Raw genomic sequence first — 20448 nt, 5'->3', positions numbered from 1 at the left:
CGCAGCACACCAGGAAACGACCATGATCAAGCAGTTGATGTCGTCGCGCCGCTTTGCCCCGCTGTTCTGGGCGCAGTTCTCCTCGGCGTTGAACGACAACGTCTTGAAGAATGCGCTCGTCATCATGCTGCTCTACGGCGGCATCGTCGACCATGGTGCGACGCTCGTCACCGTCGCCCTCGGGGTGTTCATCTTCCCGTTCTTCATCCTGTCTGGGCTCGGTGGTGAGCTCGCCGATCGCTACACCAAGGGCATCGTCGCGCGGAAGCTGAAGTTCGCCGAGATCTTGGCCGCAGGCTTCGCCGCGCTGGGCTTCTTCCTGCATTCGGTCCCGCTGTTGTTCGTGGCCCTCGGCCTGTTCGGCGTCATCGCGGCGCTGTTCGGCCCGGTCAAATACGCGATGCTGCCCGACCAGCTCACGGTGGGCGAGCTCGCAACCGGCAACGCGCTGGTCGAGGGCGCGACCTTCATGGCAATTCTGATCGGCACCATTGCCGGCGGCCAGCTGGTCTCGGGCTCATCGCACATGGGCTGGGTGTCGTGCGCCGTCATCGGCCTTGCGCTGATCTCCTGGGCAGCAGCGGCGCGCATTCCGCACACGACGCCGTCCGCGCCGGATCTGCCGATCACGCGCAATCCGTGGACCTCGACCTTCCATCTGCTGAAGCTGCTGCGTGCGACGCCGCGGCTGTGGGACGGCTCGGTCATCGTGTCCTGGTTCTGGACGGTCGGCGCCGTGGTGATGTCGCTGCTGCCGGCCCTGATCAAGGACGTGGTCGGCGGCACCGAGGGAGTCGTCACCCTGTGCCTTGCGATCTTTGCGATCGGCATCGCCGCCGGGTCGCTGTTCGCCGCCCATCTGAGCCATGTCCGCCCGAACCTCGCCTTGGTCCCGATGGGCGCGATCGTGATGGGTTTGCTCGGCCTCGATCTCGCCTGGGCGATCGGAACGACCGGGACCGCCAAGGACGTGACGCCGCTCGCCTTCATCGGCTCGTGGGCAGGCCTGCGCATGCTGATCGATTTCGCGCTGTTCGCCTTCGGCGGCGGCCTGTTCGTGGTGCCGGCCTTTGCCGCCGTGCAGGCCTGGTCGGAGCCCGCCGAGCGCGCGCGGATCATTGCCGCGGGCAACGTGCTGCAGGCCGCCTTCATGGTCGGCGGAACGGCGATCGTGGCGATCCTGCAGGCGCTCGACGTTTCGATCGCCTGGATCATGTTCGGCCTCGCGGTGGCCTGCTTCGGCTCGGTCTGGTTCGTGCTCAACAAATGGGGCCGGGAAGGCGTGCGCGATTTCGGCGCGATGCTGTTCCGCGCTCTGTTCCGCACCGAGGTGCGCGGCCTGGAAAACCTGCCTCCGGCCGGCACCCGCATGCTGATCGCGCCGAACCATGTCAGCCTGATCGACGGCCCGCTGCTGCACGCGGTGCTGCCGATCGATGCGACCTTCGCCGTCGACACCGGCATCTCCCAGGCCTGGTGGGCGAAGATCTTCCTGAAGCTGGTCCGCCACATCACGATCGATCCCACCAAGCCGCTCGGCGCCCGCGACCTGATCAAGCTGGTCGCGAGCCAGGAACCGGTGGTGATCTTCCCGGAAGGCCGCATCACGGTGTCAGGCTCGCTGATGAAGGTCTATGACGGCACCGCGATGATCGCCGACAAGGCCGATGCCGTCGTCGTTCCGGTGCGTATCGAAGGCGCGCAGCGCTCGCATCTCAGCTATCTCAAGGACGGCCAGACCAAGCGCTCCTGGTTTCCGAAGGTGACGGTGACGATTCTGCCACCGGTGAAGCTCACCATCGATGCGGCACTGAAGGGCAAGACCCGGCGCAATGCGGCCGGTGCCGCGCTGCAGGACGTGATGATCGAGGCCATGGTGAAGAACGCGATGCTCGACCGCACGCTGTTCGAGGCGCTGGCCCATGCCCATCGCGACCACGACACCGGCCAAGTGATGATCCAGGATCCGCTCGGCACCAAGCTGACCTATCGCAAGTTGATACTTGGCGCGCAGGTGCTCAGCCGCAAGCTCGAGCATGGCACGATGGTCGGCGAGAACATCGGCGTGCTGCTGCCGAACTCGGCTGGCGTCGCCGTCGTGTTCATGGCCCTGCAGTCGATCGGCCGGGTGCCGGCGATGCTGAACTTCTCCGCTGGCCCCGTGAACGTGCTGGCGGCAATGAAGGCGGCGCAGGTCACGACGGTGCTGACCTCGCGGGCCTTCATCGAGAAGGGCAAGCTCGACAAGCTCATTGCCGCGATCGAGGGCCAGGCCCGTCTCGTTTATCTGGAGGACGTCAAGGCCTCGGTCAGTGCCGCCGACAAGCTCAAGGGCATCCTCGACGGCACCCGGCCCCGTGTGGCCCGCAACGCCGATCACCCGGCCGTGATCCTGTTCACCTCGGGCTCGGAAGGAACGCCCAAGGGCGTCGTGCTGTCCCACCGCAACATCCTGGCAAACTCGGCGCAGGCGCTGGCGCGGGTCGACGCCAACGCTAACGATCTCGTGTTCAACGTCCTGCCGGTTTTCCACTCCTTTGGCCTTACCGGTGGCATGATGATGCCCATGTTGGCGGGCATTCCGATCTACATGTATCCGTCGCCGCTGCATTACCGGATCGTGCCGGAATTGATCTATCAGACCGGCGCCACCATTCTGTTCGGCACCGACACGTTCCTGACGGGGTACGCCCGCTCGGCCCATGCCTATGATTTCCGTACCCTGCGGCTGGTCATCGCCGGCGCCGAGCCAGTCAAGGACCGCACACGGCAGGTCTACATGGAGCGCTACGGCATCCGTGTGCTCGAAGGCTATGGCGTCACCGAGACCGCGCCGGTGCTGGCGATGAATACGCCCATGGCCAATCGCGTCGGCACCGTCGGCCGGCTGTCGCCGCTGATGGAGTACCGGCTCGACAAGGTGCCCGGCATCGAGGAGGGCGGCCGGCTCTCCGTCCGCGGTCCCAACGTCATGCTCGGCTATGTCAGGGCGGAAAATCCCGGCGTGCTCGAAGCGCTGCCCGAAGGCTGGCACGACACCGGCGACATCGTCACAATCGACACGCAGGGCTTCATCACCATCAAGGGCCGCGCCAAGCGCTTTGCCAAGATTGCCGGTGAGATGGTGTCGCTGACGGTGGTCGAGCAGATCGCCGCGACCTTGTGGCCGCAGGCAGCCTCGGTCGCGGTGTCGATCCCCGACCAGCGCAAGGGCGAGCGCATCGTGCTGATCACGACGCAGAAGGATGCCGAACGCGCCGCCATGCAGCGCCAGGCCAAGGGGCAAGGCGCGCCCGAGCTTGCGGTGCCGGCGGTCGTGATGGTGGTCGACAAGATCCCGCTGCTCGGCTCCGGCAAGACCGACTATGTCGGCGCCAAGGCGCTGGCTGAGGAGTCCGCCAACGCCTCCGCCCCGGAGCGCGAGGCGGAGGAGCGGGAAGTGGCGTGATGGCATCGCTGCGCCGACGTCGCCAACAGAATGGCCCCCGCGATGCGGGGGTCGTCCTGCTGCATGGCATCGCCGGCCGCTCACTGATGCTGCGACCGCTGGAAAAGCGGCTGCAGCGTGCGGGTTTCGCCACGCTGAACCTGGACTATGAGAGCCGAAAGAAGCCGCTGGAACAGCTGGCCGAGGACATCCATCCGGCCATCGCCGGTTTTGCCGCCGGCATCGACGGGCCGATTCACTTCGTGACCCATTCGATGGGTGGGCTGCTGGCGCGCGTCACGATCGCCCGCCATCGGCCTCAGCGGCTTGGCCGCGTCGTCATGCTCGGCACGCCCAATGGCGGCAGTGAGCTCGCCGATCGGCTGCAGAATGTCGGCCTTTACCGGGCGTATTTCGGACCCGCGGGCCTGCAACTGGTGACGACCAAGGACGTCACACTCGCTTCGCTGCCGCCGCCCGACTACGAGATCGGTGTGATCGCCGGAAACCGTTTCCTTGATCCGATCGCGGCGTTGTTCGTGCTGCCGTGGCCCAACGACGGCCGCGTTTCCGTCGAAAGCTGCAAGCTGGTCGAGATGACCGACTCGACGACGGTGAAGGCCTCGCATATGGGCCTCTTGGTGCATCCGACCTCGTTCCGGCAGACCATCGCCTTTCTCCGCGACGGTCAGTTCTTGCCGGCGCGTCCGCTGCTGCGTGGCGTCATCGCCGAGATGGGCCGCCGCGCGGCCTCCTGACGCAAGTTTTCCTTGCCCCTCGCGGCTATCCCGCGACAATCTCGCATCAGACAGCAAGCGACAGGCAAGGCGATGACCGACGACAGCGTGATTCTCGACAAGCGCGGGCAGGCCCTCTGGATCACCATCAATCGCCCCGAGAAGCGCAACGCGCTCAACGGCGACGTGATAGGGGGGATTTCGCGCGGCTATCGTCAGGCGCATGACGATCCCGAGGTGCGCGTCATCGTGCTGACCGGGGCAGGGGACAAGGCGTTCTGCGCCGGTGCCGATCTGCAGAATTCCGGGGCTGCATTTGCGATGGATTTCTCGCGGCCCAATGTCGACTACGCCGATCTGCTCAGGTTGTCGCAGAATGCCACCAAGCCTGCGATTGCGCGCGTCGGCGGCGTCTGCATGGCCGGCGGCATGGGTCTTCTTTGCATGACCGACATGGCGGTCGCGGCCGATCATGTCATCTTCGGCCTGCCGGAGGTGAAGGTCGGCGTGTTTCCGATGCAGGTGCTGAGCCTTTTGCAGAGCATCGCGCCGCCGCGGCTCGTCAACGAATGGGCCTTGACCGGCGAGCCGTTCGACGCCAAGGCGGCCCAAGCCGCAGGCCTGCTCAATCATGTTGTTTCGGCCGCCGAGCTCGACGCCAAGATCGATTGGCTGATCGGCCGCATCGTCGACAAGTCGCCGACGGCCATCCGCCGCGGCAAATATGCGATGCGTGCCATCGCCTCGATGTCGTTCGACGAGTCCATCGCCTATCTCGAAAGCCAGATCGCGCTGCTGGCGATGACCGAGGACGCCAAGGAAGGCCTGAAGGCGTTCGCCGAGAAGCGCAAGCCGGTGTGGCCGGGGAGGTAGTCTCCCGCCTAAGGTTTCGGCGTCATTCCGGGGCGCGCGCAGCGCGAGCCCGGAATCCATATGCCCGATGGTGGTTATGGATTCCGGGCCCGCGCCTTTCAGGCGCGTCCCGGAATGACGCCGGTGGAGATGTTCGAGCATTCCCAACATCGTCGCTCTAGGTCAAACGACAGAGTACATACATCCGCGATCTCGCGGCGCGTCGCGCCCGAGTTGTTGTTCCGACATCCGCCCTCTCAAACAAGAGGGCGCAGGGAAGGCCGGGAGCTCGCCGCCCCCATGGCCCGCCTGCAGGAAGAAAAGCAGGCGGCAGTCACCACAGGTTTGGCCGCAACTTCCGGCCTTCCCTGCGCGACGGGCTTACGGCTTATACGTGATCTCCCTGGTGCGCCGGCTTTCTGGCCACCATCCCCACGCGAAGCAGAGCCTCGTCGCGAGTTGACATCAGCGTCGGGATGTCAGGACCGCACGATTTCACCGTCCGCCACGTCACCAGTCGTCTTGCGCAAACGCGCCTGATGCCGCGGCGGCCATCGCATCAACGGTCCAACGCTCGTGACGATCGCGAGGCGCCCCTCTCGTGGGCCGTGACGTCGAGAAATGTGCAGCTGATTTGCCCGACAACGCAACGGCTCGTGGGGTGCGACATAGTAACCCGACGGGCAAAGTCTCGAAGAGCCAGTATTTCCTGCTGCAGACTGTAGGGCGTGAAGCTACGATGATATGATGGTCTTACGTGTTGACCCAACTGAAAGCGGGGGTGTCGTCATCCGGCCGATGCGCGCTGACGAGATACCGCTTGCCGTCGAGTGGGCGGCAGCCGAGGGCTGGAATCCCGGCATGTCGGATGCGGCCTGCTTCGCCGTGGTCGATCCCCAGGGCTTTCTGTTGGCCGAACGCGACGGCGTGCCGGTGGCGACCGTGTCCTGCGTGAACTATGATGACAGCTTCGCCTTTCTCGGCTTCTACATCGTGCGGCCTGACCAGCGCGGGCACGGCTATGGCCTGCGGCTCTGGCAGGCGGCGATGGCGCATGCAGGGGCGCGGATTGTCGGGCTCGACGGCGTGGTGGCGCAGCAGGACAACTACCGTCGATCCAGCTTCAGCTATGCCTATGCCAATGTCCGCTATGGAGGGACAGTGCCCGCGGTGCGGTCGGCAGAAGCGCGATCAGATGTCGTCACGCTGACAGATGTGCCGCTAGCCGACATCGAGGTGTCCGATGCGGCTGTGTTTCCGGCGCCGCGCCGCGCGTTCCTGCGGGCGTGGATCGAAGCCCCGGACCATGTCGGTCGCGCTGTCATTCGTGACGGCAGGCTTGCTGCCTGGGGCGTGATCCGGCCGTGCCGCACCGGCTACAAGATCGCTCCGCTGGTCGCGCAAAGCCGGGCTGACGCCGAGGCCGTCGTCGGGGCGCTGCTGAGCGAGATCGGCGCCTCCGAGGTGTTCCTCGATGTGCCCTCGATCAACCCGGAGGCGGTGGCGCTCGCTGAGAGTCTCGGGCTGAAGCCGGTCTTCGAGACCGCGCGCATGTACACCGGACCGATCCCGCCGCTGCGGATCGAGCGGGTGTTCGGCATTACGACGTTCGAGCTCGGTTAGCTCAGCGCCGAAGCGGCCGCGCGAAGCTCAATTCGTGGCCGTCGGGATCGGTGAGGTGGAAAAAACGCTCGCCCCATTCGGCATCGCGCGGCGTGGTCGAGGGCGAGAAGCCGGCGGCCAGCGCCTTGGCGTAGACGGCGTCGACATCCGAGACATGGAAGATGATGCGGCCCCACCAGCTCCATTGCTTGTCCTGGGGCATGGCAATCAGGTTGAGAAAGCCCGCGCCGGTGCGGAAGGTCGTGAACGGCGACTCCGCCCCGCCATACGGGATATCGTCGAAGCCAAGCGCGCGATAGAACGCGACTGCGCGGGCCATGTCGTGGGTGGCGATGGTGATGGCGCTGATGCTCTCGATGGTCATGGGGGCGCTCCGGACCGGAATGCAAGCCGGGGAACAGAGAAGCGCATCTGGCCGCGGCCGCGCAAGGGCGGCATTGCGGCGGGCCTAGCGCCACCGCCGCCGGCTCATCGTCGCCCCCAGCGCGAAGAAGATCGCCGCTCCGATGGCGACCGTCGCGGCGCGGGCGACATCGCCGGGCACGAGCATCGCCTGCTGGGCCGCGCCCTGGCTGAAGGAGCCGCGCGTCCGGTGCAGACGCGTCACGGGATGATCCAGATTGTCGGTGCGGTCGGGCACCAGCGGCACATCGGTCTGCTGCCCCGCGACCGCCTTTGCCGCAAGGTAATGGTCGAGCACCGCCGGTGCGACGGCGTTGCCGAGGATGGTGAGCAGCGTCGGCCAGCCGATCCAATATTCGCGGAAGCCGCCATCGGCGATGCGATAGACCGCGTCGGCGATCACCTCCGGCTCGACCGGTCGTCCCATCGGCCGCGGCGTGTGGGCGAGATGTGCTCGGGCCCAGTCGAATTGCGGCGTGTTCACGGCCGGCAGGTCGACCATGCACAGCGTGATGCGCGAGCGCTCGTGCATCAGCTCGGCGCGCAGCGAGTCGGTGAAGCCGCGGATCGCGTGCTTGGCGCCACAATAGGCCGCCTGCAAGGGAATGCCGCGATAGGCGAGCGCCGAGCCGATCTGGATGATGCGACCCTCGCCGCGCCGGCGCATCGAGCGCAGCGCCGCCATGGTGCCGTGCACGAAACCGAGATAGGTGACCTCGGTGACCCGGCGGAATTCCTCGGGCGTGATATCGGCGACGGTCGAGAACACCGTCTCCATCGCGTCGTTGATCCAGATGTCGACCGCGCCCAGCCGCTGCTCGAGCCGTTCCGCGGCGTCGAACAGCGCCTGCGCATCGGCGACGTCGACCGCTTCGTACTCCGCATGCGCAAAGCGGCCCTGCAGCTCGCGCGCGACGTCGCGCAGCGCCCCCTCGTCGCGGGCGATCAGGCCGACACGGTCGCCAGATTCGCCGAAGCGCTTGGCGATGGCGCGGCCGACGCCGGCCGAGGCGCCGGTGATGATGATGGTGCGGGCTCGTTTGCGAGGCATGTGCGTTTTCTCCATCCGCCCCGTCGTACAAACGTGCTGCGGCCTGCAATGTTTCGGGCACCGGTAGCCCGGGCCGATGAACCCTTGGTAAGCTGCTGCGCCGGGATCAGCTTGGTGGCATGCCGTGCCGCTTGTCCTCGGGAAAGGCCACGCTGTCGAAATCCTGCGCCAGCTCGGCCAGCGCCTGCTTCATCTCCTGGCCGCGCATCGCCGCCCCGTGGCCGGATATCACGATCTCGGGCGACAGCGCGTCGATGGCGCGGACGGAGTCGCGCGCTGCCGTCCAATCGGGCGTGAAGTACATCGGCGGCCCATGCATCTCGGGGGCCTGCGTGAGCGAGGCATAGACCGATTCCTGCGCCGTCGTGACGATGGCATCGCCGGCGATCAGCAGGCGGTCGCGCTCCCGCCAGAGCGAGACATGGCCGGGGGCGTGGCCCGGCGTGTGGATCCAGCCAAACTCCGGCATGAATGGCACCGAGTGATCCGGCGGCAGATCGCGCAGATGCGCGCCGATATCGACCGGGCTGGTCGGGAACAGCGGGGACAGCCTGGCCAGCATGCCGCCTCCGACATTGGGATCGGGCGGCGGGTAGGAGCGGGTGCCGTTCAGGTAGGGGTGTTCCAGCGGGTGTGCATAGACCGGCACGTTCCACTCGCCGCTCAGGGCTTCGAGCACGCCGACATGATCGAAATGGCCGTGGGTGAGGACGATGCAGGCGGGGCGGCCGGTGTCGCCGAACCGCGCCTGCGCGGCGTGACGGATCGCGGGGCCTGAGCCAAACACGCCGGCATCGATAAGCACCCAGCTGCCGTCGCCGGCATTGGGCTGGCCGTAGAACACGACATTGACGATCGCGAGCTGCCGGTAGGCGACATCGGGCGCGATCTCGCGCACGCCGTCATCCCGCGCAGCGTCGGCCTCGTGGTTCTCGGCCAGCGCCGATGCCGGCAGCGGAATCTGAGTCATGCGGCCTCCTTGGGTGAGCTCACCAAGGGAAGCCGCAAAGGATCGAAAGGTTGCTAAGCGCGCGCTCAGCCCGCATTCGCCTTGAGGCCGGCGGCCTCGATGCCGGCGATGGCGCAGATCTCGTCATTGTCGGAGGTGTCGCCGGAAACGCCGACGGCGCCGAGCAGGGTGGTGCCGTCCATGATCAGCACGCCGCCGGGCACCGGCACCATGCGGCCCTGCGCCAGCGTGTTCACGGCGTCGATGAAATAGGCCTGCTCCTGGGCGCGCTGGAACAGCGCGCGGGAGCCGAGGCCGAGCGCGAGCGCGCCATAGGCCTTGCCATGCGCGACCTCGGCCCGCATCAGGCTGGTGCCGTCCTGCGCCGCGGCCGCCTTCAGGCAGCCGCGGGCATCGAGCACCATCACGGCGAGCGGCTTGAGCTTCTTCTCGACGCCCTTGGCGAGGGTGGCGTCGAGGATCTTGCGGGCGGTGTCGAGCGTGAGGTCGGCCATGTTGGTGTCCTTTGTGATCTGGAATGAAAGGTCGGCTCTATCGGCCGTCATTGCGAGCGAAGCGAAGCAATCCAGGGGCTGAGCAAGACACCCTGGATTGCTTCGTTGCTTCGCTCCTCGCAATGACGAACATTGAGGTCGCGCTCCGCGGCTGCCTGCGCATGAACTACGCGCGCGGCTGCGCCCGCTCCAGGCTCATCGCCAGGAGCTGCGCGGCGTGAACGGCACCGCGGGCGGCGCCGTCATGGATCTGGTGGCGGCAGGAGGTGCCGTCGGCGACGATGAAGGTCGAAGCGTCCGCCTTGCGCACGGCTGGCAGCAAGGAGGCCTCAGCCATCTGCAGCGAAACCCCGTAGGTCTCCGCGCCGTAGCCGAACGCGCCGGCCATGCCGCAGCAGGACGACTCGATGGGCTCGACCTCGAGTTCGGGGATCAGCCGCAGCACCTGCTCCACAGGCTTGAACGCGGCGAAGGACTTCTGGTGGCAATGGCCATGCAACAAGGCCTTGCCGGGCAGCGGGCCGAGCGGCAAAGCAAGCCGGCCGCTCTCGGCCTCGCGCGCCAGGAATTCCTCCAGCAGCAGGGCATGCGCGCTGATCGTCTTCGCGGTGGCGTCGTTGCGCAGCGACAGCAACTCGTCGCGCAGCGTCAAGAGGCAGCTCGGCTCCAGGCCGACGATCGGCACGCCGCGCGACGCAAACGGCGCGTAGGTGTCGACCAGCCGCTGCAGTTCGGACTTGGCTTCGTCGACGAGGCCCGCTGAGAGAAAAGTCCGGCCGCAGCACAGCGCACGGCCGCCATCGGCCGGCTTGGGAACGTAGACACGATAGCCGCCGGCGATGAGAACACGCAGTGCGGCGTCGAGATTCTCGCGCTCATAGACCCGGTTGAAGGTGTCGCCGAACAGCACGACCTCGCGGCCGTTCTCGGGGCCAAAAGCCTCGGAGTCGACACGGAAGGTGTCGCTGCGGAATGCGGGCAGCTGGCGCTTGGCGCTGATGCCGGCGATGCGCTCCATCAACGCGCGCAACGGCGCGCTGTGATTACGTAGGTTGACCAATGGTGCGAAGCGGGCGGCCAGATCCGCGTAGCGCGGCAGATAGGCCACGAGCCGGTCGCGCAATGTCAGCCCATGCGTCGTCGCCCGCGCCGCCAGCACCTCGATCTTCATCTTGGCCATATCGACGCCCGTCGGGCACTCGCGACGGCAGGCCTTGCAGGACACGCACAGCTTCAGCGTCTCCATCATCTCGTCGGACGATAGCGCGCCGGGACCGAGTTGGCCGGAGATCGCAAGCCGCAGCGTATTGGCGCGGCCGCGCGTGACATCCTTCTCGTCGCGGGTCGCGCGATAGGACGGGCACATCACGCCGCCGTCGAGCTTGCGGCAGGCGCCGTTGTTGTTGCACATCTCGACCGCGCCCTGGAAGCCGCCGGCGGCGCCGGGATAGGCCGACCAGTCGAGCACGGTCTTGATATCGTCGATGCGATAGTCCGGCGGATAGCGGAACAGCGTGCGGTCATCCATTTTCGGCGGATCGACGATGCGACCGGGATTGAGCACGTTGTCTGGGTCGAAGCGCTGCTTCACCTCCTTGAAGTCGGCAACGATCCGCTCACCGAACATCTGCGCGTGGAATTCGGAGCGCACGATGCCGTCGCCATGCTCGCCGGAATGCGAGCCCTTATAGTCGCGCACCATGGCGAAGGCTTCCTCGGCGATGGCGCGCATCGCCTTGACGTCCTTCTCCAGCTTCAAATTCAGCACCGGGCGGACGTGCAGGCAGCCTTCGGAGGCATGCGCATACATCGTGCCGCGCGTGCCGTGCTTGGCGAACACGTCGTTGAGCCGTGCCGTGTAGTCGGCGAGATGCGGCAGCGGCACGGCGCAATCCTCGACGAAGGACACCGGCTTGCCGGCTTCCTTCATCGACATCATCACGTTGAGGCCGGCAGCGCGGAAGTCGGCGACGGCGGCTTGCAGGGCGGGCTCGATGATCTCGACGACGCCGCCCCATTTTCTGATCTCGTTGCGCCAGGCGAAGCCGAGATCGCCCATCAGCTCGCCGAGCTGCTTCAGCTTGGCGAGGTTGTCGTCCTTCGTCTCCTCGGCGAACTCCACCACGAGAATGGCTTCGGGATCGCCGCGCACGGCCGCCGCAATCACCGGCTGGAACATCGCGATGTCGCGTCCCAGGCCGATCATGGTGCGGTCGACCAGCTCGACCGCGATCGGCTTCAGCTTGACCAGATGCTGGGCCGCGTCCATTGCCTCGTAGAAGCTGCCGAAATGGCAGACACCGAGCACCTTGGTGCGGATCAAGGGCCACAGCTTCAGCTCGATCCGTGTCGAGAAGGCGAGCGTCCCCTCGGAGCCGACCAGCAGGTGCGCGAGATTGTTGGCGGCATTGCGCGGCGTCAGCGCGTCGAGATTGTAGCCGCCGACCCGCCGCTGCACTTTTGGAAACTTGTCGGCGATCTCCGCGGCCTCGCGCTCGCCGAGCGCCAGCATGTCGCGGAACAGCGCGCGCGCCTTCTCCGGCGCACTCACATCGCTGACATCGCGCGGCACCTCGCTGAAGCGGGCCTGCGTGCCGTCGGCCAGCGCCGCATCGATGGCGATGGTGTTGTCGCGCATCGTGCCGTAGCGCAGCGAGCGGCCGCCGCAGGAATTGTTGCCGGCCATGCCGCCGATCGTGGCACGCGACGCCGTGGAGACGTCGACCGGAAACCACAGGCCGTGCTTTTTCAGCTGCCGGTTGAGATCGTCCAGCACGATGCCCGGCTCGACCACGCAGGTGCGACCCTCGACGTCGAGCGAGACGATGCGGTTCAGGTGCTTGGAGACGTCGACGACGATGCCTTCGTTGACGGTCTGGCCGCATTGCGAGGTGCCGCCGCCGCGCGGTGTGACGATGCGGCCGTCGTCGCGGGCGATGGCCAGTGTCCGCAACGCCTCGTCCATGGTGCGCGGCACGACGACGCCGGCCGGGATGACCTGGTAGAACGAGGCATCGGTGGCGTAGCGGCCGCGATTGAACCGGTCGAAGAACACCTCGCCGGTGATCTCGGCACGGAGCTTCTGTTCGAGCCTGGACGGACCGGCTTTGGCGTTCGGCATGGTGATCCCTGGTCGGCCCTGGTCGTGTCGCAGTTCCACGGGCCTGGGCCCGGTGTCAATCATTTGTGGAAGAGCGTCAACCGGATTGCATGCAATTTGAGGAGATCGAACTCGACCTTAGTCTATCCTGCCGGCTTTGCGGCGACGCCGGTTGGAGCGCCATCTACGCCTTCAGCAAAGTAGGCGATCGCCGCGGCGCCCTTGTTGCGCAGATGCTGAAACAGGATGTCGGACAGCTCGCTGCCGGCGCGGCGGCGCAGCGCGTCGAGGATCAGCTCATGCTCGCGCATGGCCTCGCTCCAGCGCTCCCGCTTGCGGGCGAAGTTGGCCGAGAAACGCACCCGGCGAATGCGTCCCGCAAGGCTCTCATATGTGGCGTGAAGCGTGGCGTTGGCGGCGGCATCGACGATCGCGCGGTGGATGAGCTGGTTCATGCGGAAATAGCCCTGCATGTCTTGCCGCATGTAAAAGCCGTACATGTCGTGATGATATTGCTCGATTTTTTCGATGTCTTCATCCGAGATCTTCTCGCAGGCCAGGCGGCCGGCGAGGCCTTCGAGGCCACCCATCAAGTCGAACAATTCGCGGATGTCGGCCGCGCTCAGCGGGCGGACGCGGGCGCCGCGATTGGGCAGCAGTTCGACCAGACCCTCGGCGGCCAGGACCTTCAGTGCCTCGCGCAGAGGGGTGCGCGACACACCGAGCATCTCGCACAATTGCCGCTCGGATAGCCGGCCGCCATCGGCGACATGGCCCTCGACGATGTAGTCGCGCAACCGGGCCAGGATCTCGTCATGCAACGAGATCTCGTCGCGCGCCGCGGGCGGGCGACCGCCAGGATCTGCCACAGAGGGGGTCTCGATGTCGGGAATCGTGGAACTCATGTCGTCACATTGTAGCGGGTGTTACAGATGGGGTCGACCTCATATATGAATGCGTTAATTGCTTGCCGAGCGATATTTTGCATGCAATCATAGGTGCCAGAATGCCGTCTACGCCCGGAGCTCTGTCGTGACCCGTTATCAAGGTCGTCATTTCCTGCATATTCCGGGTCCAAGCCCTGTCCCCGAGCGCGTGCTGCGGGCGATGGACATGCCGGTCATCGACCACCGCAGCGCCGAGTTCGCCGAGCTCGGCAAGGCCGTGCTCAGTGGCTCGCAGGCAATCTTCAAGACCAAGAGCCCGGTGATCATCTACCCGTCGTCCGGCACGGGCGCCTGGGAAGCCGCGATCGTCAACACGCTGTCCTCGGGCGATAAGGTGCTGATGGTCGAGACCGGCCACTTCGCCACCTTGTGGCGGCAGATGGCGGCGCGTTGGGGCATCGTGGTCGACTTCATCCCGGGAGACTGGCGCCGTGGCATCGATCCCGCCGTCATCGAGGAGAAGCTCGCAGCCGACACGGCGCATCAGCTCAAGGCCGTCATGGTCGTGCACAACGAGACCTCCACCGGCGCGACCAGCCGGATCGCCGAGGTGCGGGCCGCGATGGATCGCGCCGGGCATCCGGCGCTGCTGATGGTCGATACCATCTCCGGTCTCGCCTCCGCTGACTTCCGCTTCGACGAGTGGAAGGTCGACGTCGCGGTGTCCTGCTCGCAGAAGGGATTCATGCTGCCGCCGGGGCTCGGCTTCAACGCCATCTCGGACAAGGCACGCGCGGTCGCCAGGACCAACAAGATGCCGCGTTCGTTCTGGGATTGGGAGGACATGCTGAAGCCGAACGCGAACGGCTTCTTTCCCTACACGCCGGCGACGAACCTGCTCTACGGCCTGCGCGAAGCCATTGCGATGCTGCTCGAGGAGGGGCTCGATCAGGTGTTCGCGCGCCACCAGAAGCTCGCGGCCGCGACGCGGGCGGCAGTGGAGCATTGGGGCCTCGAGGTGCTGTGCCAGGAGCCGAAGGATTATTCCCCGGTGCTGACCGCCGTGCTGATGCCGCCCGGCCATGATGCCGATCAGTTCCGCCAGGTCGTGCTCGACAATTTCAACATGTCGCTCGGCTCGGGGCTGTCGAAGGTCGCCGGCAAGGTGTTCCGCATCGGCCATCTCGGCGAGTGCAACGCGCTGACCCTGATGGCTGCGCTGAGCGGTGTCGAGATGGGGCTGCGCGTGGCCGGCGTGCCGCACCGCGCCGGCGGCGTCGATGCCGCGATGGCGCTGTTGGAGCAGCCGCTGCCCGGCAATGCGCCACGGCATCTAGCGGTGGTGAAATAAGGTCAAATCGCGTGCAGCGGCTTGGCCGTTCCGGTCATGCCGCACTGCACAGAAAAGGGAGATGTGTGTGCACCCGAGGGATGTCAGCCCGAAGCGATCGGTGCTTGCGTCTTCTGTGTTGACGCCAGCGGTCTGGCGGGAGAAAAGCGCGGCGAGCGCGTGGGATGCCACGTCCGCGCACCAACCAAATGACCGGGGATGGACGCCAATGACTGTGCACACAGGACGGCATTTTCTTCAGATTCCGGGGCCGACCAACGTGCCCGACCGCGTGCTCCGCGCGATGGACATGCCGACGCTGGACCATCGCGGTCCGGAGTTCGCCGAGCTCGGCTTCGCGGTGATGGCGGCCAGCCAGCGGATCTTCCGCACCAAGCAGCCGGTCATCATCTATCCGTCGTCCGGCACCGGTGCGTGGGAAGCTGCGATCGTCAACACGCTGGCGCCCGGCGACAAGGTGCTGATGGCCGAGACCGGCCAGTTCGCGGTGCTGTGGAAGGGCATCGCCGACAAATTCAAGCTCGACGTCGACTTCGTGTCGGGCGACTGGCGCCATGGCGCCGATATCGCTGCGATCGAGCAACGGCTCGTCGATGACAAGGCGCACAAGATCAAGGCCGTGTGCATCGTGCACAACGAGACCTCGACCGGCTGCCTGACGCCGCCGCTCGAAGTGCGCAAGGCGCTCGACCGCGCCGGTCATCCGGCGCTGCTGATGGTCGACACCATCTCGGGCTTGGGCTCGATGGAGTATGAGCACGACGCCTGGGGCATCGACGTCTCCGTCGCAGGCTCGCAGAAGGGCCTGATGCTGCCGCCAGGCCTCGGCTTCAATGCCGTTTCGGAGAAGGCGCTCGCCGTCGCCAAGTCCAATCCGGGAATGCGCTCCTACTGGGACTGGCAGGAGGTCATCACCTTCAACAAGCTCGGCACCTTCCCCTACACGCCGGCCTGCAATCTCCTGATGGGTCTCAACGAGGCGCTGAAGATGCTGGAGGAGGAGGGCCACGAGAACGTGTTCGCGCGCCACCGCCGCCACAGCCTCGCGACGCGCGCGGCGGTCAAGGCCTGGGGCCTCGACACCCAGTGCCAGGACGCGCAGGCGCATTCGCCGGCGCTCACCGGCGTCGTCATGCCCGAGGGCCATGATGCCGATGCGTTCCGCAAGACCGTGCTCGAGAACTTCGACATGTCGCTCGGCACCGGCCTGAACAAGATCAAGGGCAAGGTGTTCCGCATCGGCCATATCGGTCATTTCAACGACCTGATGCTGATGGGCACGCTGTCCGGCGTCGAGATGGGCCTTGCGCTCGCCAATGTGCCGCATCGCGCCGGTGGCGTGCTCGCGGCGATGGATGTCCTCAAGGCGCGCGAGGCCGCGCCGATCCCGAAGGTGGCCTGATGAACGCGCCTGCGAGCGGCTCCGACGATCTGATCTATGCCGTCGACGACGGCATCGCCAAGATCACCTTCAACCGGCCGCAGGCGCGCAACGCGATGACCTTCGCGATGTACGACCAGATGGCCTCGATCTGCGAGGCCATCAATGCCGACCGGTCGATCAAGGCGCTGATCCTGACCGGCGCCGGCGACAAGGCCTTCGCCTCCGGCACCGACATCTCCCAGTTTCGCGCCTTCAAGACCGCGCAGGACGCGCTCGACTACGAGGCGCGCATCGACCGCGTGCTCGGCACGCTCGAGCTGTGTCGCGTCCCGGTGATCGCGGCGATCGCGGGCGCCTGCACCGGCGGCGGCGCCGGCATCGCCGCCTGCTGCGACATCCGCATCGGCACCGAGAGCACACGCATGGGCTTTCCGATCGCGCGAACGCTCGGAAATTGCCTGTCGATGTCGAACATCTCGCGCGTGGTCTCGCTGATCGGGCCGGCGCGCACCAAGGATCTGATCTTCAAGGCGCGGCTGGTGGAAGCGCCGGAGGCGCTTGCGCTCGGCCTGCTCAACGAGATCGTGCCCGACGTCGAGACGTTGCAGACGCGCGCGCTGGAGACGGCCAGGCTCGTCGCCTCGCATGCGCCGATCACGCTCGAAGTGACCAAGGAGGCGGTGCGCCGCATCCGTCGCACGCTGTCGCGCGACGAGGGCGAGGACCTCATCCTGCGCGCCTATATGAGCGAGGATTTCCGCGAGGGCATGGACGCGTTCCTGAACAAGCGGACGCCGAACTGGAAAGGCAAGTAGTCCGATGCTGGCCTTGCGACCTTATGCCGAGGACATGAGGCCGCATCTCGCTTGTGTTCTTGAAGTGACCACAATAAGCCGGCAGTATCCTGGTAGGACACAAGCTGGCGCTTCGAACGGGGATGAAAACACGTGCGTAACCTGATCAAGATCGCGGCCACAACAGCCGCCCTTTTCGCGACCGCTCCGGCCTTCGCCGGCTGGGAGCCGACCAAGCCGGTCGAGATCGTCGTTGCCGCCGGCGCCGGCGGTGCATCCGATCAGATGGCGCGGATGATGCAAGCCGCGATCCAGAAGAACAATCTGCTGAAGCAGCCCGTCGTCGTGTCGCTGAAAGGCGGTGCGTCCGGTGCCGAAGCGCTGATGTACATGAAGTCCAGCGACGGCGATCCGAACAAGGTGCTGATTGCCTATTCGCTGATCTACATGCTGCCGCTGTCGGCCAAGCTGCCGTTCGACTGGCGTGAGCTGTCGCCGATCGCAGTGATCGCGCTCGATCAGTTCGTGCTGTGGGACAACGTCAACGGTCCGAAGACCGTGAAGGAGTTCATCGACGCCGCCAAGGCCTCGAGCTCGCCGTTCAAGATGGGTGGCACCGGCTCGAAGCGCGAGGATCACGTGCTCACTGTCTTCATGGAGAAGAAGACCGGCGCGAAGTTCTCCTATCTGCCCTACAAGTCCGGTGGCGAAGCCGCGACCCAGCTGGTCGGCGGTCACACCGAATCCAACGTCAACAACCCTTCCGAGAATCTCGAGGTCTGGCGCGCCGGCCAGGTGCGTCCGCTCTGCGTGTTCGACAAGGAGCGCATCTCCTACACCACCAAGGTGACGGAGACGCAGTCCTGGAACGACATTCCGACCTGCAAGGAGCAGGGGCTGGACGTGCAGTATCTGATGCTGCGCGGCATGTTCCTGCCGGGCAAGGTGACCCAGGAGCAGCAGGAGTTCTACGTCGACCTGTTCAGCAAGCTGGTGCAGACTCCGGAATACAAGGACTACATGGAGAAGCAGGCGCTGAAGCCGATCTTCCTCACCGGCAAGGACATGCTGCAGTTCCTCGAAGAGGACGGCTCGCTCAACAAGCAGCTGATGACGGAAGCCGGCTTCGTCGCCAAGTAGGCCGGACGAGACGAGGGGAGTAGGGAAGATCGATGTCCAACGCTGAGCTCGAGATCGCCGTCGACGATCCGACCGCGCCGGAGGAGAATTCTCCGTCCGTCACCTCCAACCGGACCGTCGACGTCGCGGTGTCGCTGCTCTTGCTGGCGCTGGCCGTCGTTCTGGCGTGGGACAATTGGCGGACTGGCGCGTCCTGGGACTCGACCGGTCCGGAGCCCGGCTACTTCCCGTTCTATCTCTCGGTGATCCTCGGCGGCGCCAGCCTGTACGGCATCGGCGCCGCCTTCCTGTCGCGCAAGGAAGCGGCCGAGACCTTCGTGACGCGGGCGCAGCTGCGCCGCGTCATGGCGGTGTTCGTGCCGACCCTGCTGTTCTGCATCGCGATGCAGTTTCTCGGCATCTACGTCGCGAGCTTCCTCTTGATCGCCGGCTTCATGCGCGTCGTCGGCAAGATCGCGATCTGGAAATCGCTGCTCACGGCGTTCCTGTTCAGCGCCGTGATGTTCGTGACCTTCGATATCGTGTTCGACGTGCTCATGCCCAAGGGACCGCTCGAAGCGGCGTTCGGGTACTAATCACCGGTCTCTCTCCCGTCATTGCGAGGAGCGTAGCGACGAAGCAATCCAGGGCTCCGCATTCGACTCTGGATTGCTTCGCTGCGCTCGCAATGACGCGGTAACAGTTGGATTGAAATCATGGAAGCCTTGGGTCTGCTGCTGCACGGGTTCGCGGTCCTCCTGACCTGGAAGACGCTGCTCTTGATGATGGTCGGGCTGGTGCTCGGCGTTTTCGTCGGCGTGCTGCCGGGGCTCGGCGGTCCCAACGGCGTCGCGATCCTGCTGCCGCTGACCTTCTCGATGGACCCGACCTCGGCCATCGTGATGCTGTCCTGCATCTACTGGGGCGCGCTGTTCGGCGGCGCCATCACCTCGATCCTGTTCAACATCCCTGGCGAGGCCTGGTCGGTCGCGACCACCTTTGACGGCTATCCGATGGCGCAGCAGGGCAAGGCTGCGGAGGCGCTGACGGCGGCGTTCACCTCCTCCTTCATCGGCTCGCTGGTCGCGGTGCTGCTGATCACGTTCCTGGCGCCGTGGATCTCGTCGTTTGCGCTGAAGTTCGGTCCGCCGGAGTTCTTCGCGGTCTACCTGCTCACCTTCTGCTCGTTCGTGGGCCTCGGCCGCGAGGACAAGCACAAGACCGTCATCGCGATGTCGCTCGGCCTGCTGCTCGCGGGCGTCGGCATGGACACCGTGTCCGGCCAGCTGCGGATGACCTTCGGCTCGACCGATCTGCTGCGCGGCGTCAACTTCCTGGTCGCCGTCATCGGCCTGTTCGGCATCAGCGAGATCCTGCTGACGATGGAGGAGCGCCTCGCGCTGCGCGGCCATGCCGCGTCGATCTCGCTGCGCACGGTGCTCGCGGTCTGGAAAGACCTGCCGAAATACTGGATGACGCTGTTCCGCTCCTCGGTGATCGGCTGCTGGCTTGGCATCACGCCGGGCGGCGCAATCGCGGCCTCCTTCATGGGCTACAACCTCGCCAAGCGCTTCTCCAAGGACCAGGACAGCTTTGGCAAGGGCCGCATCGAGGGCGTGTTCGCGCCTGAGACGGCGGCGCACGCCTCGGGCACCGCCGCGCTGCTGCCGATGCTCGCGCTCGGCATTCCCGGCTCCGGCACCGCGGCGATCCTGCTTGGCGGCCTGATGGTGTGGGGCCTCAATCCCGGACCGCTGCTGTTCGTCGAGCACAAGGATTTCGTCTGGGGCCTGATCGCCTCGATGTATCTCGGCAACGTCGTCGGCCTCGTGCTGGTGCTCTCGACCGTGCCGATCTTCGCCTCGATCCTGCGCGTGCCGTTCGCGGCGGTGGCGCCGATGATCGTGGTGTCCTGCGCGATCGGCGCCTATGCGATCCAGAACGCGATGTTCGACGTCTGGCTGATGCTCGGCTTCGGCGTCGTCGGCTACGTCTTCAAGAAGATCAAGATTCCGCTGGCGCCGTTCACCCTGGCGCTGGTGCTCGGCAGCCGCGCCGAGGATGCGTTCCGGCAGTCGATGATCATTTCCGGCGGCAACATGAAGGTGTTCTGGGCCAACGGCCTGGTCGGCACGATCACGACCCTGGCCATCGTGCTGTTGTTCTGGCCGTTGATCGATCGGCTGGTGGCGAGCTTCGGGAAGTCGAGCCCGCCAGCGGCGAAGGTGGAGGCGTAGGCGCTCCGCTTGGACCAACA

16 protein-coding genes are annotated in these 20448 nt (G+C 65.9%); 10 read left to right on the top strand and 6 right to left on the bottom strand.

Features of this window, described 5'->3' with window-relative positions; all coding sequences use genetic code 11:
- Window positions 1-22: 22 nt before the first annotated feature.
- The 4 genes from BRAO375_RS35100 (at window position 23) to BRAO375_RS35085 (ending at window position 6639) form a co-directional block, all read left to right on the top strand.
- A complete protein-coding gene (locus tag BRAO375_RS35100) occupies window positions 23-3448 on the top strand; it encodes an acyl-[ACP]--phospholipid O-acyltransferase (protein WP_009032170.1) in 3426 nt (1141 codons plus the stop codon).
- Window positions 3448-4185 (top strand): alpha/beta hydrolase, encoded by a 738-nt coding sequence (locus BRAO375_RS35095; protein ID WP_009032169.1) that lies wholly within the window; start codon window positions 3448-3450, stop codon window positions 4183-4185. The genes BRAO375_RS35100 and BRAO375_RS35095 overlap by 1 nt, the downstream gene beginning before the upstream one ends.
- A gap of 72 nt (window positions 4186-4257) precedes the next feature.
- Window positions 4258-5037: an enoyl-CoA hydratase/isomerase family protein gene (locus BRAO375_RS35090; protein ID WP_009032168.1), complete on the top strand. Its 780-nt coding sequence runs from the start codon at window positions 4258-4260 to the stop codon at window positions 5035-5037.
- Between the two features lie 726 nt (window positions 5038-5763).
- Window positions 5764-6639 (top strand): GNAT family N-acetyltransferase, encoded by an 876-nt coding sequence (locus tag BRAO375_RS35085; RefSeq protein WP_139031542.1) that lies wholly within the window; start codon window positions 5764-5766, stop codon window positions 6637-6639.
- 1 nt (window position 6640) lies between these two features.
- Here BRAO375_RS35085 and BRAO375_RS35080 read toward each other — a convergent pair whose 3' ends face one another.
- From BRAO375_RS35080 to BRAO375_RS35055, 6 genes are all read right to left on the bottom strand, one after another.
- Complete coding sequence (locus BRAO375_RS35080; RefSeq protein WP_009032166.1) at window positions 6641-7003, bottom strand: VOC family protein; 363 nt, start codon at window positions 7001-7003, stop codon at window positions 6641-6643.
- A gap of 84 nt (window positions 7004-7087) precedes the next feature.
- On the bottom strand, window positions 7088-8092 hold the full coding sequence (locus tag BRAO375_RS35075) for an SDR family oxidoreductase (RefSeq protein WP_009032165.1): 1005 nt from the start codon (window positions 8090-8092) through the stop codon (window positions 7088-7090).
- 106 nt (window positions 8093-8198) lie between these two features.
- Complete coding sequence (locus BRAO375_RS35070; protein WP_009032164.1) at window positions 8199-9062, bottom strand: MBL fold metallo-hydrolase; 864 nt, start codon at window positions 9060-9062, stop codon at window positions 8199-8201.
- Between the two features lie 65 nt (window positions 9063-9127).
- Window positions 9128-9556 carry a GlcG/HbpS family heme-binding protein gene (locus BRAO375_RS35065; RefSeq protein ID WP_009032163.1) on the bottom strand — a complete coding sequence of 143 codons (429 nt, stop codon included), beginning with the start codon at window positions 9554-9556 and terminating at the stop codon, window positions 9128-9130.
- A gap of 166 nt (window positions 9557-9722) precedes the next feature.
- Window positions 9723-12677 carry an FAD-binding and (Fe-S)-binding domain-containing protein gene (locus tag BRAO375_RS35060; protein ID WP_009032162.1) on the bottom strand — a complete coding sequence of 985 codons (2955 nt, stop codon included), beginning with the start codon at window positions 12675-12677 and terminating at the stop codon, window positions 9723-9725.
- Window positions 12678-12799: 122 nt separating this feature from the next.
- Window positions 12800-13561, bottom strand: coding sequence for a GntR family transcriptional regulator (locus tag BRAO375_RS35055; protein ID WP_009032161.1), 762 nt, complete (start codon window positions 13559-13561; stop codon window positions 12800-12802).
- Between the two features lie 127 nt (window positions 13562-13688).
- Here BRAO375_RS35055 and BRAO375_RS35050 point away from each other — a divergent pair, with 127 nt between their 5' ends.
- The 6 genes from BRAO375_RS35050 to BRAO375_RS35025 all read left to right on the top strand — a co-directional run bounded on the left by BRAO375_RS35050 (window position 13689) and on the right by BRAO375_RS35025 (window position 20428).
- A complete protein-coding gene (locus BRAO375_RS35050) occupies window positions 13689-14894 on the top strand; it encodes a pyridoxal-phosphate-dependent aminotransferase family protein (RefSeq protein WP_009032160.1) in 1206 nt (401 codons plus the stop codon).
- A 208-nt stretch (window positions 14895-15102) separates the two neighbouring features.
- The gene (locus tag BRAO375_RS35045) at window positions 15103-16296 is read left to right on the top strand and encodes a pyridoxal-phosphate-dependent aminotransferase family protein (protein WP_035643698.1); all 1194 of its coding nucleotides are present in this window, start codon (window positions 15103-15105) and stop codon (window positions 16294-16296) included.
- Window positions 16296-17093: an enoyl-CoA hydratase/isomerase family protein gene (locus BRAO375_RS35040; protein ID WP_009032158.1), complete on the top strand. Its 798-nt coding sequence runs from the start codon at window positions 16296-16298 to the stop codon at window positions 17091-17093. The genes BRAO375_RS35045 and BRAO375_RS35040 overlap by 1 nt, the downstream gene beginning before the upstream one ends.
- 132 nt (window positions 17094-17225) lie before the next feature.
- A complete protein-coding gene (locus BRAO375_RS35035) occupies window positions 17226-18212 on the top strand; it encodes a tripartite tricarboxylate transporter substrate binding protein (protein WP_009032157.1) in 987 nt (328 codons plus the stop codon).
- A 32-nt stretch (window positions 18213-18244) separates the two neighbouring features.
- Entirely contained in the window at window positions 18245-18787 is a 543-nt protein-coding gene (locus BRAO375_RS35030) for a tripartite tricarboxylate transporter TctB family protein (protein ID WP_009032156.1), read from the top strand.
- Between the two features lie 120 nt (window positions 18788-18907).
- Complete coding sequence (locus tag BRAO375_RS35025; RefSeq protein WP_009032155.1) at window positions 18908-20428, top strand: tripartite tricarboxylate transporter permease; 1521 nt, start codon at window positions 18908-18910, stop codon at window positions 20426-20428.
- The last annotated feature ends 20 nt before the right edge of the window (window positions 20429-20448 follow it).

Origin of the sequence: Bradyrhizobium sp. ORS 375 (assembly GCF_000239775.1) — a bacterium.
Classification (GTDB): domain Bacteria; phylum Pseudomonadota; class Alphaproteobacteria; order Rhizobiales; family Xanthobacteraceae; genus Bradyrhizobium.
This window is presented reverse-complemented; position numbering and strand designations above follow the sequence as displayed.

Coding starts and splice junctions, on each gene's coding strand:
- BRAO375_RS35045 (WP_035643698.1), top strand. CDS start 15,103: ATGACTGTGCACACAGGACGGCATTTTCTTCAGATTCCGGGGCCGACC.
- BRAO375_RS35060 (WP_009032162.1), bottom strand. CDS start 12,677: ATGCCGAACGCCAAAGCCGGTCCGTCCAGGCTCGAACAGAAGCTCCGT.
- BRAO375_RS35040 (WP_009032158.1), top strand. CDS start 16,296: ATGAACGCGCCTGCGAGCGGCTCCGACGATCTGATCTATGCCGTCGAC.
- BRAO375_RS35090 (WP_009032168.1), top strand. CDS start 4,258: ATGACCGACGACAGCGTGATTCTCGACAAGCGCGGGCAGGCCCTCTGG.
- BRAO375_RS35070 (WP_009032164.1), bottom strand. CDS start 9,062: ATGACTCAGATTCCGCTGCCGGCATCGGCGCTGGCCGAGAACCACGAG.
- BRAO375_RS35075 (WP_009032165.1), bottom strand. CDS start 8,092: ATGCCTCGCAAACGAGCCCGCACCATCATCATCACCGGCGCCTCGGCC.
- BRAO375_RS35100 (WP_009032170.1), top strand. CDS start 23: ATGATCAAGCAGTTGATGTCGTCGCGCCGCTTTGCCCCGCTGTTCTGG.
- BRAO375_RS35085 (WP_139031542.1), top strand. CDS start 5,764: ATGGTCTTACGTGTTGACCCAACTGAAAGCGGGGGTGTCGTCATCCGG.
- BRAO375_RS35080 (WP_009032166.1), bottom strand. CDS start 7,003: ATGACCATCGAGAGCATCAGCGCCATCACCATCGCCACCCACGACATG.
- BRAO375_RS35055 (WP_009032161.1), bottom strand. CDS start 13,561: ATGAGTTCCACGATTCCCGACATCGAGACCCCCTCTGTGGCAGATCCT.
- BRAO375_RS35065 (WP_009032163.1), bottom strand. CDS start 9,556: ATGGCCGACCTCACGCTCGACACCGCCCGCAAGATCCTCGACGCCACC.
- BRAO375_RS35030 (WP_009032156.1), top strand. CDS start 18,245: ATGTCCAACGCTGAGCTCGAGATCGCCGTCGACGATCCGACCGCGCCG.
- BRAO375_RS35095 (WP_009032169.1), top strand. CDS start 3,448: ATGGCATCGCTGCGCCGACGTCGCCAACAGAATGGCCCCCGCGATGCG.
- BRAO375_RS35025 (WP_009032155.1), top strand. CDS start 18,908: ATGGAAGCCTTGGGTCTGCTGCTGCACGGGTTCGCGGTCCTCCTGACC.